Origin of the sequence: Agrobacterium sp. S7/73, assembly GCF_019355535.1 — a bacterium.
GTDB lineage: Bacteria > Pseudomonadota > Alphaproteobacteria > Rhizobiales > Rhizobiaceae > Agrobacterium > Agrobacterium tumefaciens.
Window position 1 is genome coordinate 798820 of record NZ_CP072136.1, and the last position, 18471, is coordinate 817290.

Annotated in this window: 14 protein-coding genes; 12 read left to right on the forward strand and 2 right to left on the reverse strand. The window is 59.2% G+C overall.

Annotated features, from left to right (window positions below; genetic code table 11):
* Positions 1–2: 2 nt before the first annotated feature.
* The 4 genes from murG (at position 3) to J5276_RS03655 (ending at position 4556) form a co-directional block, all read left to right on the forward strand.
* Complete coding sequence (gene murG, locus J5276_RS03640) at positions 3–1139, forward strand: undecaprenyldiphospho-muramoylpentapeptide beta-N-acetylglucosaminyltransferase (protein ID WP_112154102.1); 1137 nt, start codon at positions 3–5, stop codon at positions 1137–1139.
* Positions 1136–2551 (forward strand): UDP-N-acetylmuramate--L-alanine ligase, encoded by a 1416-nt coding sequence (murC, locus tag J5276_RS03645; protein WP_038491615.1) that lies wholly within the window; start codon positions 1136–1138, stop codon positions 2549–2551. Before murG ends, murC begins: the two co-directional genes overlap by 4 nt.
* On the forward strand, positions 2548–3513 hold the full coding sequence (gene murB, locus J5276_RS03650) for a UDP-N-acetylmuramate dehydrogenase (RefSeq protein ID WP_003513214.1): 966 nt from the start codon (positions 2548–2550) through the stop codon (positions 3511–3513). Before murC ends, murB begins: the two co-directional genes overlap by 4 nt.
* Positions 3514–3713: 200 nt before the next feature.
* Entirely contained in the window at positions 3714–4556 is an 843-nt protein-coding gene (locus J5276_RS03655) for a GGDEF domain-containing protein (protein WP_236761512.1), read from the forward strand.
* A gap of 69 nt (positions 4557–4625) precedes the next feature.
* Here J5276_RS03655 and J5276_RS03660 read toward each other — a convergent pair whose 3' ends face one another.
* Positions 4626–5930 carry an MFS transporter gene (locus J5276_RS03660; RefSeq protein ID WP_112154101.1) on the reverse strand — a complete coding sequence of 435 codons (1305 nt, stop codon included), beginning with the start codon at positions 5928–5930 and terminating at the stop codon, positions 4626–4628.
* A 542-nt stretch (positions 5931–6472) separates the two neighbouring features.
* Here J5276_RS03660 and J5276_RS03665 point away from each other — a divergent pair.
* From J5276_RS03665 to recN, 7 genes are all read left to right on the forward strand, one after another.
* Entirely contained in the window at positions 6473–7399 is a 927-nt protein-coding gene (locus J5276_RS03665; RefSeq protein ID WP_112154028.1) for a D-alanine--D-alanine ligase, read from the forward strand.
* Positions 7387–8319, forward strand: a complete 933-nt coding sequence (locus J5276_RS03670; protein WP_003513210.1) for a cell division protein FtsQ/DivIB — start codon at positions 7387–7389, stop codon at positions 8317–8319. The genes J5276_RS03665 and J5276_RS03670 overlap by 13 nt, the downstream gene beginning before the upstream one ends.
* Positions 8316–9647: a cell division protein FtsA gene (ftsA, locus tag J5276_RS03675; RefSeq protein WP_003513208.1), complete on the forward strand. Its 1332-nt coding sequence runs from the start codon at positions 8316–8318 to the stop codon at positions 9645–9647. The genes J5276_RS03670 and ftsA overlap by 4 nt, the downstream gene beginning before the upstream one ends.
* A 92-nt stretch (positions 9648–9739) precedes the next feature.
* Entirely contained in the window at positions 9740–11485 is a 1746-nt protein-coding gene (gene ftsZ / locus J5276_RS03680; RefSeq protein ID WP_003513206.1) for a cell division protein FtsZ, read from the forward strand.
* A 271-nt stretch (positions 11486–11756) separates the two neighbouring features.
* Positions 11757–12713 carry a UDP-3-O-acyl-N-acetylglucosamine deacetylase gene (gene lpxC, locus J5276_RS03685; RefSeq protein WP_003513204.1) on the forward strand — a complete coding sequence of 319 codons (957 nt, stop codon included), beginning with the start codon at positions 11757–11759 and terminating at the stop codon, positions 12711–12713.
* Between the two features lie 236 nt (positions 12714–12949).
* Positions 12950–13816 (forward strand): outer membrane protein assembly factor BamD, encoded by an 867-nt coding sequence (locus J5276_RS03690; protein ID WP_003513201.1) that lies wholly within the window; start codon positions 12950–12952, stop codon positions 13814–13816.
* Between the two features lie 15 nt (positions 13817–13831).
* Positions 13832–15505: a DNA repair protein RecN gene (gene recN / locus J5276_RS03695; protein WP_003513199.1), complete on the forward strand. Its 1674-nt coding sequence runs from the start codon at positions 13832–13834 to the stop codon at positions 15503–15505.
* Here recN and J5276_RS03700 read toward each other — a convergent pair.
* Positions 15502–16116, reverse strand: a complete 615-nt coding sequence (locus J5276_RS03700) for a LysE family translocator (RefSeq protein ID WP_112154027.1) — start codon at positions 16114–16116, stop codon at positions 15502–15504. The genes recN and J5276_RS03700 overlap by 4 nt on opposite strands.
* Positions 16117–16246: 130 nt before the next feature.
* On the opposite strand from J5276_RS03700, the gene ligA reads away from it, so the two are divergent.
* Positions 16247–18421 carry an NAD-dependent DNA ligase LigA gene (ligA, locus tag J5276_RS03705; protein ID WP_112178836.1) on the forward strand — a complete coding sequence of 725 codons (2175 nt, stop codon included), beginning with the start codon at positions 16247–16249 and terminating at the stop codon, positions 18419–18421.
* Positions 18422–18471 lie beyond the last annotated feature (50 nt).

Sequence of the window (18471 nt, forward strand, 5' to 3'; positions counted from 1 at the left end):
TCATGAGCAAGGGTATTGTTCTGCTCGCCGCCGGGGGTACCGGCGGCCATGTCTTTCCAGCCGAGGCCTTGGCGCACACGCTGAAAGCGCGCGGCTATCAGGTGCATCTGGTCACCGACAGCCGCGCCGAGCGTTATGCGGGGAAGTTTCCGGCGGAAGAAATTCACGTCGTTCCATCCGCCACCATCGGTTCGAAAAACCCGATTTCCGTGGCGCGTTCGCTGTGGAGGCTGTGGACAGGGCTGCGTTCAGCGCGCCGGCTGATCTCGAAGCTGAAGCCGGTTGCGGTCGTCGGCTTTGGCGGTTATCCCACCGTGCCGCCGCTGCTTGCCTCGACCGGGCTTGGCGTGCCATCGATCATTCACGAGCAGAATGCGGTGATGGGTCGAGCCAACAAGGCGCTGGCGGCCCGTGTGAAGGCGATTGCCGGTGGTTTTCTGCCGCCCGCCAACGGCCAATATTCCGACAAGACGGTTGCGACCGGCAATCCCGTGCGCCCGGCGGTGCTGGCGGCGTCAGAGATACCCTATACGCCTTCGCAGACCGGCGAGACGTTCCAGCTCGTGGTTTTTGGCGGCAGCCAGGGAGCGCAGTTCTTTTCCAGCGCGGTTCCGGCGGCGATCTGCCTGTTGAAGGACGAACAGCGCAAGCGCATTGTCGTGACCCAGCAGGCGCGCCCCGAAGACAAGGACAGTGTGATCTCCTCGTATCAGAAGCTGGGCGTGAAGGCGGATGTCTCGCCTTTCTTCGGCGACATGGCCTCCCGCATCGGTGAGGCCGATCTGGTCATCAGCCGTTCGGGTGCATCGACGGTATCGGAGCTTTCGGTCATCGGCCGACCCTCGATCCTCGTGCCTTATCCGCATGCGCTGGATCACGATCAGGCGGCCAATGCGGCAGCGCTTTCGGCAGCCGGCGGTGCAAGCGTTATCAAGCAGTCGGAACTGTCGCCGCAGAAGCTCTCCGGCCTTCTGTCCTCGGCGCTGTCCGAGCCGGATCGGTTGTCCGCAACGGCGGCGGCGGCCAAGGCGACAGGAAAACCGCATGCGGCGGATGTACTGGCCGATCTGGTCGAGGCGATTGCGAGCGGAAAGTCCGTACAGGAATTCAAGAAGAACATTGAAGGAGTTGAGGCATGAAGATGCCGAAAGCCATAGGCCTTGTCCATTTCATCGGCATAGGCGGGATCGGCATGAGCGGCATTGCCGAAGTGCTTCACAATCTCGGTCATCGCGTACAGGGCTCCGACCAGGCCGACAGCGCCAATGTGCAGCGCCTGCGCGACAAGGGCATCGAGGTCTTCGTCGGCCACACGGCGGATAATCTCGGTGATGCCGAGGTCGTGGTCGTTTCCACCGCGATCAAGAAGAACAATCCGGAGCTGATCGCCGCGCGGGAAAAACATCTGCCGATCGTTCGCCGTGCCGAAATGCTGGCCGAGTTGATGCGTTTCCGCAACGCCATTGCCATCGGTGGCACGCACGGCAAGACCACGACAACTTCGATGGTCGCGACCCTGCTGGAAGCCGGCAATCTCGACCCGACCGTGATCAACGGCGGCATCATCAACGCCTATGGCACCAACGCCCGCATGGGCGAGGGCGAGTGGATGGTGGTGGAGGCCGATGAATCCGATGGCACATTCCTGAAGCTTCCGGCCGATGTGGCCGTGATCACCAATATCGACCCGGAACATCTTGACCACTACGGCAATTTCGACGCCGTGCGCGCTGCTTTCCGGCAATTCGTGGAGAATGTTCCGTTCTACGGCTTCGGCGTCATGTGTCTCGACCATCCCGAGGTGCAGGCTCTGGTTGGGCGTATCGAAGACCGTAAGGTCATCACCTATGGTGAGAACCCACAGGCCGACGTGCGGTTTTCGAATGTGCGCATCGATGGCACGCGGTCTATCTTCGATGTGGAAATTCGCCGGCGCCGCACCGGCAAGATATTCTCCTTTACGGACCTCGTCCTGCCGATGCCCGGTCGCCACAATGTTTCGAACGCAACGGCTGCGATTGCCGTCGCCAATCGTCTCGGTATTTCGGAAGCGGACATCAAGAAGGGCCTCGCCTCCTTTGCCGGCGTCAAGCGTCGTTTCACGCTGACGGGCGAAGCCAATGGCGTGCAGGTCTTCGACGATTACGGCCACCATCCGGTTGAGATCAAGGCTGTGCTCGCGGCTGCGCGCGAAGCCTGCAAGGGCCGCATCATCGCCGTGCACCAGCCGCACCGCTACAGCCGCCTTTCCAGCCTGTTCGATGATTTCGCGCATTGTTTTAACGATGCCGATACGATTATTCTTGCTCCGGTCTATGCAGCGGGCGAAGATCCGATCGAGGGCGCAAGCTCGGAAGCGCTGGTCTCCGCAATCAAGGCTGCCGGCCATCGCGATGCCCGTTTTCTCGAAAAACGGGAAGATCTCGCGTCAGTGGTTGCAGGCATTGCGAATCCGGGCGATTTCGTGGTTCTCTTGGGGGCCGGAAATATCACGCAATGGGCGGCAGCGCTGCCTTCGGAATTGAAGAGCATATCAGGAAAGTCTGAATGAGACAGGTCGATGGGGTTAAATTGCTGGGGAGGCTCGGCGACGGGGTAAAGGAATTGCGGGGACGTCTGACACCGGATGCGCCCATGGACCGCGTGACGTGGTTCAGAGCCGGCGGTCTTGCGGAAGTCATGTTCCAGCCGCACGATACCGACGATCTGGTTACATTCCTGAAAATCCTTCCGGAGGACGTGCCGTTGACCGTGGTCGGTGTCGGCTCGAACCTTCTGGTGCGCGATGGCGGCATTCCAGGTGTCGTCGTCCGTCTTTCCGCCAAGGGTTTCGGCTCGGTGGAGCTTTCGGGTGAAAACCGCATCAAGGCAGGCGCGATCTGCCCGGACAAGCATATTGCCGCGATGGCCATGGATAATGGCATTGGCGGTTTCCATTTCTATTACGGTATTCCCGGCTCCATCGGCGGCGCGCTGCGCATGAATGCGGGCGCCAACGGCGGTGAAACGCGTGAGCGTGTCGTGGAGGTTTATGCGGTGGACCGTCAGGGCAACCAGCATGTGCTCTCCAATGCGGATATGGATTACAGCTATCGCCACTCCGGCGCCGATGCTGGTCTGATCTTCACCGGCGCCCTGTTTGAGGGTTATCCGGAAGACCGCGCGAAGATCCGCGCCGATATGGACGCCGTGCGTCACCACCGCGAAACCGTGCAGCCGATCCGTGAACAGACCGGTGGATCGACCTTCAAGAACCCCGAAGGTCATTCCGCCTGGGAACTGATCGACGAAGCGGGCGGTCGCGGTCTGGTCATCGGCGGTGCGCAGATGTCATCGCTGCATTGCAATTTCATGATCAATACCGGCCATGCGACCGGTTACGATCTGGAATATCTGGGCGAGACCATTCGCAAGCGCGTGTTCGAGAAGTCGGGCATTCGGCTGGAATGGGAAATCAAACGGCTTGGGCTTTTCATGCCGGGTCGTGAAGTGGAGCCCTTCCTCGGCGCCTGAAAATTGTGATACCTCGCGATTGCCATGAGCAACTGCGTTAGCCGTTTCATATCTCTCCTGGCAGCACCAAGCGGCCAGGAGTTTTTGTTTCATATCATCCTTGGCGAAGGGTAACGGTCGATCAATAGTTTTTATCTATAAGCAGTATTTAGATTACGGGAGAGGCAGCGTTGCGCCACTCTACTGCTTGGGTGATATTTATGAGCATTTACATTGCCGATCGCGTAAGCGGACAGCTGTCACGTTTTTTAAGCGAACTCGTCGCGATAACGACATTCACCGTGGCGACACCGGATGGATGGCGTCGGCTTGACCCGGTACAGTCATCATTTCGATTGGCTTGCCTGATCGCTTCCATAGCCGCCGTTATCTGTGTCGTTGCGATCCTGACGATGGCGCAGTTGGACCTGGTCTCGGACTTGAGCAATGGGCTCACAATCGGCCTGGTCCTTAGTTCGACAATCTCCTTCACCGTCGGTTTTTTAATTTGCTGGCTCAATGCTAGGCAGATGCAGTTACTGATCCAGTCACACGAGCGTTTTGCGCAGCTCAGCCAGACTGATGCTCTGACAGGTCTTCACAACCGGCTAGGTCTTTATTCGAATTGCGTTCATCTGAGTACGCCATATTGCGTCGCATTTATCGACATTGATCATTTTAAGTCCGTGAATGACAGCTACGGCCATTTGGCTGGTGACATGGTTATCTCCAGTGTCGCCAAGACAATTCGGGAAGGTTTCGATGAAGCCGCTCATGTGGCGCGGATGGGCGGTGAAGAGTTTGTCGTCGTCCACACCCTTGCCCCGGACCGGTTCCTGGAACAGTGCGAAGGCGTCCGTGAGAAGATCGCGACGACAACGGTTCATTTTCAGGATTTGCAGATCAGGACCACCATCTCGATAGGTGTGGCCTTGCGCGGGAACAGGGAGATTTTCGAGAAGGTCATGCACAATGCGGATATGGCGCTCTACGAGGCGAAACGTAGCGGGCGTAATCGCATCTGTTCGTCGGGCGCGAAAGGTGGCCGTCAAATTATCGCTTGATGATCATCACAGACGAAAAAAGGCCGCGAAAGGTGATTTCGCGGCCTCGATCTTTTAGTGGCCTGTCGCTCAGACTTCATCCTTGCGGGACAAAAGAATGCAGGCGAGCGTGATGAGGGCGGATACGCAGAGGTAATATCCGACATATCCCATGCCGTAATTCACCTGCAGCCATGTGGCGATGTAGGGTGCCAGCGATGCGCCGAAGATGCCTGCCATGTTGAAGGTGATGGACGAGCCGGTGTAGCGCACCCTTGTCGGGAAGGGGGCGGCAAGCGCCGTTCCAATCAGGCCGTAGGTCATGCCCATCAGCGTCATCGCAAGGGCCGCGAAGATGAAGATCGAGCCTTCGCCGCCTGTCATCAGGGTAGGCAGCAGGAACGAGAACAGGCCGATCAGCACCGTCGTCAGGATCAGGATTTCGCGACGGCCGAAGCGCTCAGCGAGCTTGCCGGCGATCGGGATGAAGATGCCGAAAACGATGGAGCCCATGATCTGCACTTCGAGTGCGTCGAGGAACGGGATTTTCAGAACCTTGACGTTGTAGGACAGCAGGTAGGCGGTACCGATATAGAACAGCACGAAGGTAGCCAGCGCCACGAAAGTGCCGAGCGCGAGGCTGCGCTTGTGGTTGCGGAACAGTTCCACGACCGGCACGGCAACACGTTCTTCCTTTTCGATTGCCTTCTGGAAGGCAGGCGTTTCGGTGATCGACAGACGAACCCACATGCCAACCGCGATCAGGATGATCGAAGCGACGAAGGGAATGCGCCAGCCCCAGCTCAGAAGCGCTTCCTGCGACATGAAGTGCAGCAGGATCCAGAAGACGCCGGAGGAGAGGAACAGACCGACGGGCGCGCCGAGCTGCGGAAACATCCCGTACCAGCTGCGCTTGCCGGGAGGAGCGTTTTCCGTGGCCAGCAGGACCGCGCCGCCCCATTCTCCGCCAAGACCGAAGCCTTGACCGAAGCGGCAAAGCGCCAGCAACAGAGGTGCCAGAACACCGGCTGTCTCATAGGACGGCAGAAGGCCGATCACGACCGTCGATACGCCCATGGTCAGCAGAGCGGCGACAAGCGTAGCTTTACGGCCGACGCGGTCACCATAATGGCCGAAAACGACGGCGCCGAGCGGGCGGGCGAAAAAGGCGATGGAGAAGGTGGCGAAGGATGCCAGAAGTGCCGTCATCGGATCATTGTTCGGGAAGAACAATGTCGGAAACACGAGCACTGCGGCCGTGGCGTAAACGTAAAAATCGAAAAACTCGATGGTCGTGCCGACCAGGCTGGCAGTGAGAACTCGTGCAGGCGAATTTGTCTTTACAACGTTCGAATTGCCAGCTGTCGGCGATACCTGAGATATCGCGTCAGTCATGGTTTTGGTCCCATTTTTGGATGATTGCATGTCATGCCTTGGGAGGCATTGACTGCGTTAACGCAATTTTTGTTCTTTTGGAATGCTAAAAAAGAAATAATGCGGACAATGTGATCGGCTGGTGCGACAGGGACCGCAGCGTGTGCGAGGACGTAGCCTCAAGATTGAGAGACTGATTCAGGCGACGGATTTAAAACGCTGAAACGTCAGATAATTTTCGCTGGGGAAAAGCGTCGTCCGTTAACGTTTTCGCCTTGTCTTTATCAGGGATAGAAGTGTGCGGCACCCTCGTTCTATTTCCGATCATTGAAAACCTGCATGTTGCAATCCGTCCAACTCTCTGATTCCAAGGAGGTAATTCGGATCGATGCTGATTCTTTAATGGAACTGGCATGTTGGGCGCGGCGGTTAACGAAAGTAAACGATTCATTAACCTTAATGGCGTTTAACTGATCTCAAGGATCATGTGCCAGAATCACCGTTCGTCAAATTCGGTTGGTTCCGGTGCGGATCGTAGCGGAGATTTGGTGTCAGAGGTATCGATGGGCGGCAAGCACGTAGCTGTTCTTTTGGGTGGGTTTTCGTCGGAGCGGCCGGTCAGCCTCTCGTCCGGGAACGCTTGCGCGCTCGCCCTTGAGGGCGAGGGGTACAAGGTCACCCGGGTCGATGTGGGGCGCGATATCGCCGCCGTACTCGGCGAACTGCGCCCGGATGTCGCCTTCAATGCGCTGCATGGCCCCTTCGGTGAAGACGGCACCATTCAGGGCATTCTCGAATATCTCGCCATTCCCTATACACATTCCGGCGTGCTTGCTTCTGCACTTGCCATGGACAAGACGCAGGCCAAGAAAGTGGCTGCGGCTGCTGGCATTCCGGTGGCTGACGAACGCGTCATGAACCGGTTCGAATTCACCAGCGAACATCCGCTTGCGCCGCCCTACGTCGTGAAGCCGGTGCGCGAAGGCTCGAGCTTCGGTGTGGTGATCGTCAAGGAAGACCAGTCGCATCCGCCGCAAATCCTTACCTCGTCCGAATGGCGTTACGGCGATCACGTCATGGTCGAGCGTTACATCCATGGTCGCGAACTGACCTGCGGCGTGCTCGACGGCGAGGCGCTAGGTGTTACGGAAGTGGTGCCGCTGGGTCACAATTTCTATGATTATGACGCTAAATACGCAGCCGGTGGCTCAAAGCATGTCATTCCGGCAGAAATTTCACCAAAAATTTACCAAAAAATTCAAACACTGGCGGTTATGGCGCATCGGGCGATCGGGTGCCGTGGCGTAAGCCGTTCAGACTTTCGTTACGACGACCGCTTCTCAGAAGATGGCGAAGTTATCTGGCTTGAAGTGAATACGCAGCCGGGCATGACGCCGACCTCCCTGGTGCCGGAAATGGCGGCCCATGCTGGCCGCTCCTTTGGTAACCTTGTCAGCTGGATGGTGGAGGACGCTTCGTGTTTGCGGTGACCGGCAAAAAGTCGACGGCAAAAAAGCGCGAGCAATTCGTGGCGACGGCAAATGCCGACGATCGCAGGGTGCTGCCGCGTCCGCTGCGTCGTTTCGTGCGTTTCGGTGTCAGCCTTGCGACCGGACGCATCCACATTCCCGCCCATACCGGCACGATTTCGGCTGTTGCCTTTTACGCGGTGATCGGGCTTTACGGCATGTCGCTTGGCGGACATACGAATATCGTCACCCAGACCACGACCTCGGCCGCCGGTTTTGCGGTTGAGGACGTCAAGGTATCCGGCAATTTGCAGACATCGGAAATCGAAGTCTTCCAGCTTCTCGGCCTTGACGGCAGCACCTCCCTGATTGCGCTTGATATCGATGCGGCACGCCGCAAGCTCGTCCAGCTTCCCTGGGTCGAAGATGTTGATATCCGCAAGGTCTACCCGAAGACGGTTGAGGTTCGCCTGAAGGAGCGTGAAGCTTTCGGCATCTGGCAGCATGGCACGGAACTGTCGCTGATCGAAAAAAGCGGCAGCGTGATCGCGCCGCTGCGTGACAATAAATTTGCCGCCCTGCCGCTGTTCGTCGGACGTGACGCGGAAACGGGCGCTGCCGGTTTCGTCGCGCAACTGGCCGATTGGCCGGAAATTCGCAACCGCGTTCGCGCCTATGTTCGCATTGCCGGCCGCCGCTGGGATCTGCATCTCGACAACGGCATTGTCGTCAAGCTGCCGGAAGAGAACCTGCCGCAGGCACTGCAATTGCTGGCACGGCTCGATCTCGAGGAAAAGGTTCTGTCGCGTGATGTCGCTGCCGTCGATCTGCGTCTGACGGACCGCACCACGATCCAGTTGACCGAAGGTGCAGCAGAGCGCCGCCAGACGGCGGTAGATGCACGCACGAAGGCACTCAAGAAAGCGGAGAAGAACACATGAGCTTTTTTGGTTCTTCCCATTTCGGTCTGCCTCGCCTGAAGCCGCTGTCTTCCAAGCGCAGCCACATCGTCTCGGTGCTCGACATCGGCTCGACCAAGGTCGTTTGCATGATCGGACGGCTGACGCCGCGCCAGGAAAGCGAAATCCTGCCGGGTCGCACCCACAAGGTGGAAATCATCGGCATTGGTCACCAGCGCTCGCGCGGTGTGAAATCCGGCGTGATCGCCGATCTTGACGCGCTCGAAGGCGTGATCCGTCTTTCGGTGGATGCGGCCGAGCGCATGGCAGGCCTGACCGTCGACAGCCTGATCGTCAATGTTTCCGCCGGCAGGCTGGCAAGCGACATCTATACCGCGAGCATCGATCTCGGCGGACAGGAAGTCGAAGCAAGCGACCTGCGCAAGGTTCTGGTGGCGGCGAGCCAGCAGTCCATGCGTCAGGACCGGGCGATCCTGCATTCGCTACCAACAGGCTATTCGCTGGATGGCGAGCGCGGCATTCGTGATCCGCTGTCGATGTATGGCGATCTTCTCGGTGTCGACATGCACGTGGTGACTGTCGAACGCACGGCGCTGAAGAACCTCGAGCTTTGCGTCAATCGCGCGCATCTCTCGGTCGAGGGCATGGTGGCGACGCCCTATGCCAGCGGTCTTGCGGCACTGGTCGATGACGAGGTCGAGCTTGGCTGTGCCGCCATCGACATGGGCGGCGGCACCACGACGATCTCGGTTTTCGCCGAAGGCCGTCTCATTCATACCGACGCGATCGGCCTTGGCGGCCATCACGTTACGACAGATCTTGCACGAGGCCTCTCGACACGAATCGAAGATGCGGAGAGACTGAAGGTGGTGCATGGTTCGGCTTTGCTGAATGGCGCGGATGAGCGCGACATGATTTCGATCCCGCCGATTGGCGAAGATGATCGCGATCAACCATCGCAAGTTTCAAGGGCACTTGTTACCCGCATCGTGCGGGCGCGTATCGAAGAGACGCTGGAATTGATCCGTGATCGTATCCAGAAGTCCGGCTTCAGCCCCATCGTCGGCAAACGTGTTGTCCTGACGGGCGGCGCGAGCCAGCTGACGGGGCTGCCGGAAACGGCACGGCGCATTCTTGCCCGCAACGTTCGTATCGGCCGCCCGATGGGGGTTGCGGGTCTTCCGGTTGCGGCAAAGGGACCGGCATTTTCAACCGCATGCGGACTGATGATCTATCCGCAGGTGGCGGACATCGAAATTCATGCGGCGCAAGGCGGAATGTTCTCGCCGTTTGGTACGGGTAGCGGCCGGATAGCCCGGGTAGGGCAATGGCTGAAAGAGAGTTTCTGAGTAGCCTCGTGGCGTGAGCCTGAGGTTTCCAAGTTGAGTTTTCAAGAATCGGCCAGCGGGGCGATGCGGCCAGAGAAAGAAGGAATGGTAAAATGACGATACAGCTGCAAAAGCCTGATATCACCGAGCTGAAGCCACGCATCACTGTTTTCGGTGTGGGCGGCGGTGGCGGTAACGCTGTCAACAACATGATCACGGCTGGCCTCCAGGGTGTCGATTTCGTCGTCGCCAACACGGATGCACAGGCTCTGACCATGACGAAGGCAGACCGGGTCATCCAGCTCGGCGTCAACGTCACCGAGGGTCTCGGTGCCGGTTCCCAGCCGGAAGTCGGACGCGCCGCCGCTGAAGAATGCATCGATGAGATCATCGATCACCTGAACGGCACCCACATGTGCTTCGTCACTGCCGGCATGGGTGGTGGTACCGGCACGGGTGCTGCACCTGTCGTCGCACAGGCTGCCCGCAACAAGGGTATCCTGACGGTCGGCGTCGTTACCAAGCCTTTCCATTTCGAAGGCGGTCGCCGCATGCGTCTTGCCGAACAGGGCATCGAGGAACTGCAGAAGTCCGTCGATACGCTGATCGTCATTCCGAACCAGAACCTCTTCCGCATTGCCAACGACAAGACGACCTTTGCCGATGCCTTCGCTATGGCTGACCAGGTTCTCTATTCCGGCGTTGCCTGCATTACCGATCTGATGGTGAAGGAAGGTCTCATCAACCTCGACTTCGCTGACGTTCGCTCGGTCATGCGTGAAATGGGCCGCGCAATGATGGGTACTGGCGAAGCTTCCGGTCCGGGCCGTGCGATGCAGGCTGCGGAAGCGGCAATCGCCAACCCGCTGCTCGACGAAACCTCGATGAAGGGCGCACAGGGCCTCCTGATCTCCATCACCGGCGGTCGCGATCTTACCCTGTTCGAAGTCGACGAAGCGGCTACCCGTATTCGCGAAGAAGTCGATCCGGATGCGAACATCATCCTCGGCGCAACCTTCGACGAGGCACTTGAAGGTCTCATCCGCGTCTCCGTCGTCGCGACCGGCATCGACCGCGTTGCGGGCGTTGGCGAACAGAACGTTGCCGATATGCGCGCCGCAGCCGCCAAGCCGCTTATCCGTCCTTCCGCGGCCGTTGCTCCCGCTCCGGCCGCAGTTCAGCCTGCACAAGCAGTATCGCAGGCACCAAAGACCGTAGACCAGATCGCCCAGACCATCCGTTCGGCGGAAGCCGAAATGGAACGTGAACTTGGTTTCGCAGCACACCAGCAGCCCTCTCAGGATTTCCGTCCGCAGAGCAAGCTTTTTGCATCTGCTCCGGCTGAAGCACCGGCGGCTCTCCGTCCGGCCCAGCCGGTTCAGCAGGCTGCTCCGGCACCGGTTGCCCCGGCACCGGTCTATCACGCGCCGGAACAGGTTGCCGCTCCGCGTCTGCAGCAGCCGCAGGCTCCGGTCTATCAGGAGCAGGCTCCTGTTGCCCGCCAGCCCGAGCCTGTCCGCATGCCGAAGGTCGAGGACTTTCCGCCGGTCGTGAAGGCCGAGATGGATCACCGTGCCCACGCAGCTCCTGCAGCCCAGGAAGAGCGTGGCCCGATGGGTCTTCTGAAGCGCATCACCAACTCGCTTGGCCGACGCGAAGAGGAAGAAGTTCCTTCCGAAATGATGGATGCGCCGAGCATGGCGCCGCAGCAGCGCCGCGCACTTTCGCCGGAAGCCAGCCTCTACGCTCCGCGTCGTGGCCAGCTTGACGATCACGGTCGTGCGACGCCTTCTTCGGCAAGCCACCATGACGACGACCAGCTGGAAATTCCGGCGTTCCTGCGTCGCCAGTCCAACTAACAGCGATTCCGTTCGCCTCTCCAAACGCCCGGGTCACACGACCCGGGCGTTTTGTTTTATTGTGCGTTATTAACAGTAAATTAATTCATCTTTTCAATGGCTTGTGCGTGTAACAATCCGAAACGAACAGTGATTTGTCCTGGCACTTTCATGTGCGTATGTATGAGGCTGGGTAAGGGAAAACATTGACCTCGCCGGTTGTTGAAACCGGCTTGAAAAACTTGAACGGCGCTGAATATACGGCGCGGTTTTCAAAACAAGGCATATACGCATGACTATCGGACTGCTCGGATTTCAGACGACTATCGCAAATGCTGTTCAGCTCAAGGGCATTGGCGTGCATTCCGGCAATCCGGCTTCGATGACGTTCCAGCCCGCAGAAGCAGGAACGGGCATCGTGTTTCAGCGCCTTCATGAAAATGGCAGCGTAACCGAGTTGAAGGCGGTGTCTTCCAATGTCGGCAATACCGATCTGTGCACCGTGCTCGGCCGCTCGCTATCCCAGTCAGTGGCAACGGTCGAGCACGTCATGGCTGCCATCTACGCCATGGGCCTCGATAACCTCGTCGTTGAGGTCGACGGTCCGGAAGTGCCGATCATGGACGGCAGCTCTGCGCCATTTATCGATGCGATCGAATCGGCTGGCATCAAGAACCTTGGTGTGAAGCGCCGCTATATCCGCGTCATCAAGCCGGTGCGCATCGATTCGGGTGCGTCCTGGGCGGAGTTCCGCCCTTACGACGGCACACGGTTCGAGGTCGATATCGATTTCGACACGCCACTGATCGGCAAGCAGTCCTGGAAGGGCGACCTGACGGCGGATACGTTCAAGAACGAGCTTTCGCGCGCCCGCACCTTCGGCTTCATGCGTGACGTGGAGCGCCTGTGGGCTGCCGGTTACGCACTCGGCTCCTCGCTTGAAAACTCTGTTGTCATCTCCGACGACAACAGCGTCATCAACATGGAAGGCCTGCGTTATGCCAAGGACGAATTCGTTCGCCATAAGACGCTGGACGCCGTGGGCGACCTGGCACTTGCCGGTGCGCAGTTCATCGGTTGCTATCGCTCCTATCGCGGCGGCCACAAGGTCAATGCCAACGCGCTGAAGGCTTTGCTGAGCGACCGCTCGGCCTATGAGATCGTGGAGGCTCCGGCCGCCCGCAACCAGGTACGTGCCCGCGAATTCGTCCCGGTCAACATGCCGGAATTTGCACCCTGGTCCGCTTGAGTTTGTTTGCAGGCTATTGATTGACAGGAAAAGCCGCTCCGTTTCGGGGCGGCTTTTTCACGATGAGGGGCGGGATGTTTTGTCATACCGCCTGATATTCATGCGATTGCATGGGCCGATGCCATAAAAATGCGTTAATGCATCATCATTGCGTTGCCCTGCAGATGCTTTTATGGCTAGAAACGCCAGTGCAAAGCCGATGCTTATGTATTTGCGCGGGAAGTGGGAACTGTCGAATGAAGCATGTAGGGTCTGGTGCAATGAAGGGTACGATGCGGGGGATCGCCGTTTCGTTGATGTTGGTCGGTGCGAGTGTTGCCGTCACGGCCTGCCAGTCCGATCCGGATATCGACATTACCAAGCTCGGCGTCGAGACCGATCCGCCAGACGTTCTGTACAAGCAGGGGCTTGCCAACATGAACGCCGGCAACATGACGGAAGCCTCACGCAAGTTCGAGGCGATCGACAAGCAATATCCCTTCACTGAATGGGGCCAGAAGGCGCTTGTGATGCAGACCTTCATCGCCACGCGCACCAACAAGAACGACGTGGCCATCGCGTCGGGCAGCCGATTCCTGCGCCAATATCCGCGCTCCAAGGATGCCGCTTACGTTCAGTACATGATCGGTCTTGCCTATTCTAAGCAGATTTCCGACGTGACTCAGGACCAGCGCGCCGCGCAGCGCACGGTCGAGGCGATGAGCAAGGTGGTCAACGACTACCCTGATTCGGAATATGTCGCTGACGCGCAGGCCAAGATCCGTTTCGCCCGCGACCAGCTCGCCGGCCGCGAAATGCAGGTCGGCCGTTATTACCTTGAGCGCAAGGAATATCTCGCCGCCGTTTCGCGTTTCCGTATCGTCGTCGAGCAATACCAGAACACCAACCAGATCGAGGAAGCGCTGGCCCGTCTGACGGAATCCTATTATGCTATGGGTCTTTCCGACGAGGCGCAGACTGCTGCCGCCGTTCTCGGCAACAACTATCCCGACAGCCAATGGTATGCGGATTCCTACAAGCTGCTGAAGGGCGGTGGGTTGGAGCCGCGTGAAAACAAGGGGTCCTGGATTTCGCGCGCCGGCAAGAAGCTTATCGGCGCCTGAGACAGGGCATAGGCCATGCTGGTCCAGCTCTCGATTCGTGACATCGTTCTGATTGAAAGGCTCGACCTCGGCTTTGAGGCGGGCCTTTCCGTGTTGACGGGTGAGACGGGCGCGGGCAAATCCATTCTGCTTGACAGCCTGTCGCTGGCCCTCGGCGGCCGCGGCGATGGCGGTCTGGTGCGCCACGGGGAAGAGAAGGGACAGGTCACTGCCACTTTCGAAGTTCCGAACAGCCACCCCACACGGCATCTCCTGCGCGAAAACGGTCTGGATGACGATGGCGACCTGATTTTCCGCCGCGTGCAATCCGCAGACGGACGCACAAAGGCCTATATCAACGATCAGGCCATCAGCGTGCAGATGATGCGTCAGCTGGGGCAGCTACTGGTCGAAATTCACGGCCAGCACGACGACCGCGCTCTTGTTGATACCGATGCCCACCGCACGCTGCTGGATGCTTTTGCCGGGCTGAGCGACGATGCCCGTGCCGTTCAGGGTTTCTACCGCACATGGAAGGACGCCGAGCGGGCGTTGAAAACCCATCGTGCCAAGGTTGAGGCTGCTGCCCGAGAGGCGGACTATCTGCGTTCCTCCGTCGAGGAGCTTGAGGTGCTCTCGCCGCGCGACGGCGAGGAGGAGGAGCTTGCCGAACGTCGGGCGGTGATGCAGAAATCCGAACGTATTGCCGGTGATATCGCCGAAGCGAGCGAGTTCCTGAACGGCAACGCCTCGCCAGTGCCCATGATCGCATCCATGATGCGGCGCCTGGAACGCAAGAGCCACGAGGCGCCGGGATTGCTGGAAGACACCGTGCAATTGCTGGATGCCGCGCTCGACAGCCTTTCCAACGCGCAGATGGAAGTGGAGGCCGCACTTCGCCGCACCGAGTTCGATCCACGCGAGCTGGAGCGGGTGGAGGAACGGCTGTTTGCGCTACGCGCCGCCGGACGCAAATATAATGTCGCGGTGCCTGATCTACCGGCGCTTGCGGAAAAAATGGTCGCGGATCTCGCCGACCTCGATGCGGGCGAAGAAAAGCTCGGCAAACTTGAAGCCAATCTCGGCGTTGTGAAAGCCGATTTCGACCACGCGGCCAAATCGCTTTCCGAAAAACGCCACAATGCGGCGAATGCGCTTTCCGAAGCTGTCATGGCTGAGCTTCCGGCGCTCAAGCTGGAGCGGGCACGTTTTACCGTCGAAGTCAGCTCCGACCCGGAGCAAGCGACGGCTGACGGTATCGACATCGTGGAATTCCACGTTCAGACCAATCCTGGAACGCGGCCCGGCCCGATCATGAAAGTCGCTTCTGGCGGCGAATTGTCCCGTTTCCTGCTGGCGCTTAAAGTCGCGCTGGCTGATCGTGGATCGGCACCGACACTGGTGTTCGACGAAATCGACACGGGCGTTGGCGGCGCTGTGGCAGATGCCATTGGCCAGAGGCTGCGTCGTCTGTCGAAAACCGTCCAGGTTCTGTCCGTCACCCACGCGCCCCAGGTGGCCGCGCGGGCGGCCACACATCTTCTCATTTCCAAAGGCCCCTCCGGCGACGGAACCGAGCGCATCGCCACGCGTGTCGCTACCATGGAGCCGAAACATCGCACCGAAGAAATCGCCCGCATGCTTGCCGGTGCCTCGGTGACCGATGAGGCGAGGGCTGCCGCCGCCCGCCTGCTTGCCGCCAAGGATTAACGGCTGACGGCAACCGCCACGCCGGAGCCGATCATGACGCCGCCCGCAGCCCGGTTCACCCTGCGGACAATTCTTGGCTCACGCAGCAGCTTTCTTGCCCGCACAGCCAGAACCACATGAGCGCCGATCACAACCGCCTCCACCACGACGATGACGGATGTCAGCGCCAGAAGGTGATCGACCGTCAGCGAGGCGCCGACAACGTTCGGTAGCAATGCCACGTAAAAGAGTGGCATTTTCGGATTTCCGAGATTGAGCGCGGTTCCCGTGGCGAATATCGAAAGAAGGCTATGGCGGCCATTCATGGGTTGCAGATCGGGAACCACAGGTTCCGCTGTCCAGAGTTTGAAGCCCATCCAGATGAGATAGGCCGCGCCGCCATAGCGCAGCACCGCCATCACCGTTCCCATTTCGGCGGCGAGGATCGACAGGCCGAAGGCTGCAAGCGTGAGGAATATCAATATTCCTGCAACGGTTCCGGCCCCATAGGCGAGGCCGGAGGCGGCACCATGGGTGATGGTGCGGGCGACGATCGTCATATTGTCCGGGCCGGGGCTGGCCGCGAACACGAAGAAGGCTGCTGCAAAGGCAATGAGGGTGGCGAGTTCCATGGGGGCTCCGGCTTCCGTTTCATCCGGATGCTCAGAATAGCGGATTCCCGCCTGTTGAAAAGCGAGGATGGTTTTGCGTTTGCCAATAATTCGCTAAAAGCATTGCAGATTCATCCGTGAGGCTTCTTCCATGTCGAAAGACCAGATTCCCGTCGAAAACCTGACCGAGCTTGAGGCCTCTTCCGAGCTGGCATTTCTGGCAGCCGAGCTTTCCCGCCACGATGCGCTTTATCATGGCAAGGACGCGCCGGAAATTTCGGACGCGGACTACGATGCGCTGAAGCGGCGCAACGATGCCATAGAGGCGGCTTTCCCGGCGCTGGTGCGGGCCGACAGCCCTTCGAAGAAAGTCGGCTTCACGCCGCTTCCCACCTTCGCGCCCATCGTGCATGCGCGGCCGATGCTGTCACTCGACAATACGTTTTCTGAAGGTGATCTGCGCGATTTCGTCAGTTCGGTCTATCGCTTCCTCGGGCACCTGCCGGATGATTCGATTGCTTTTACCGCCGAACCGAAGATCGACGGACTTTCCATGTCCATCCGCTACGAGAACGGCAAGCTGAAGACGGCGGCAACACGTGGCGACGGCACGACGGGCGAGAACGTCACCGCCAATATCAAGACCATCAAGGAAATTCCGAACCAGCTGCCTGCCGATGTACCCGATGTGGTGGAGGTGCGCGGCGAGGTCTATATGGCCAAGAGCGACTTCATGGCGCTCAATGCCCAGATGGAGGCCGATGGCAAGCAGACCTACGTGAACCCGCGCAACACGGCCTCCGGTTCGCTGCGCCAGCTTGACGCCAAGGTGACGGCGAAACGCAAGCTGCGGTTCTTTGCCTATGCTCTTGGCGAGGTCTCCAATGGCGGCCAGCCGACGCGGATTGCCGACACGCAATATGGTATCGTCGAGAAATTCCGGGAATGGGGTTTCCCGGTCAATCCGCTGATGAAGCGATTCACGTCTGCCGAACAATTGCTTGAACATTATAATGAAATCGGCGTCGCGCGACCCGATCTCGATTACGATATCGACGGCGTGGTCTACAAGGTCGACCGGCTGGACCTTCAGGAACGGCTGGGTTTCCGTTCGCGCAGCCCGCGCTGGGCCACCGCACACAAGTTCCCGGCCGAACAGGCCTTCACCACGGTCGAGAACATTGAAATCCAGGTAGGGCGCACCGGCGCGCTGACACCGGTTGCGCGTCTCACCCCGATTACCGTCGGCGGCGTCGTCGTCACCAATGCGACGCTACACAATGCCGATTACATCGAGGGTATCGGCAATAGCGGCGAGCGCATTCGGCCCGAGGATCATGATATCCGCATTGGCGATACTGTCATCGTGCAGCGTGCAGGCGATGTCATTCCGCAGGTGCTGGATGTGCTTCTGGAGAAGCGCCCGGCTGAGGCGGTGAAATATGCGTTTCCGGAGAAATGTCCTGTGTGCGGCAGCCATGCGGTGCGGGAGCGCAATGAAAAGACCGGCAAGCTTGATTCGGTCACGCGTTGCACCGGCGGTTTCGTCTGCCGGGCGCAGGCGGTCGAGCATCTAAAACATTTCGTCTCACGCAATGCTTTCGATATCGAGGGGTTGGGTACCAAGCAGATCGATTTCTTCTTCGAAAGCGAGGATCCGGCCCTCTCCATCAAGACCGCGCCTGATATTTTCACGCTGAAGGCGCGGCAGGAGGCATCGCATCTTACCAAGCTCGAAAACATAGATGGTTTCGGCAAGGTCAGCGTCAAGAAACTGTTCGATGCCATCGATGCCCGCCGCGAGATCGATCTGCATCGGTTGATCTTCGCTCTCGGCATTCGTCACGTCGGTGAAACCACGGCGAAGCTTCTGGCGCGTTCCTATGGCACCTATGAGCATTTCGAGGAAGCCATGAAGGCGGCAGCCGACCCGGCGAGCGATGCCTGGGCCGAACTCAACAGTATCGATGGCATCGGCGAGGTCGTGGCGCGCGCCATCATCGAATTCTACAAGGAACCGCGCAATCTCGATGTCATCGACCGGCTGATACGGGAGCTGCGGCCAAAGGAGGCCGAGAAGCCCTCGACCGAAGGCAGCCCGGTGGCGGGCAAGACGGTGGTCTTTACCGGGTCTCTGGAAAAATTCACGCGCGACGAGGCCAAGGCCCGTGCGGAAAGTCTGGGCGCCAAGGTGGCCGGTTCCGTATCGAAGAAGACGGATATTCTGGTGGCCGGGCCGGGGGCAGGTTCCAAGCTTGCCAAGGCGGCGGAGCTGGGCGTTCAGACCATGGACGAGGACGAGTGGCTGGCGCTGATCGGTGGCTGAAGCACCGTCATCGCCTCGTTGTTTCGCGCCGCTATGGGTCTCATCCTGAA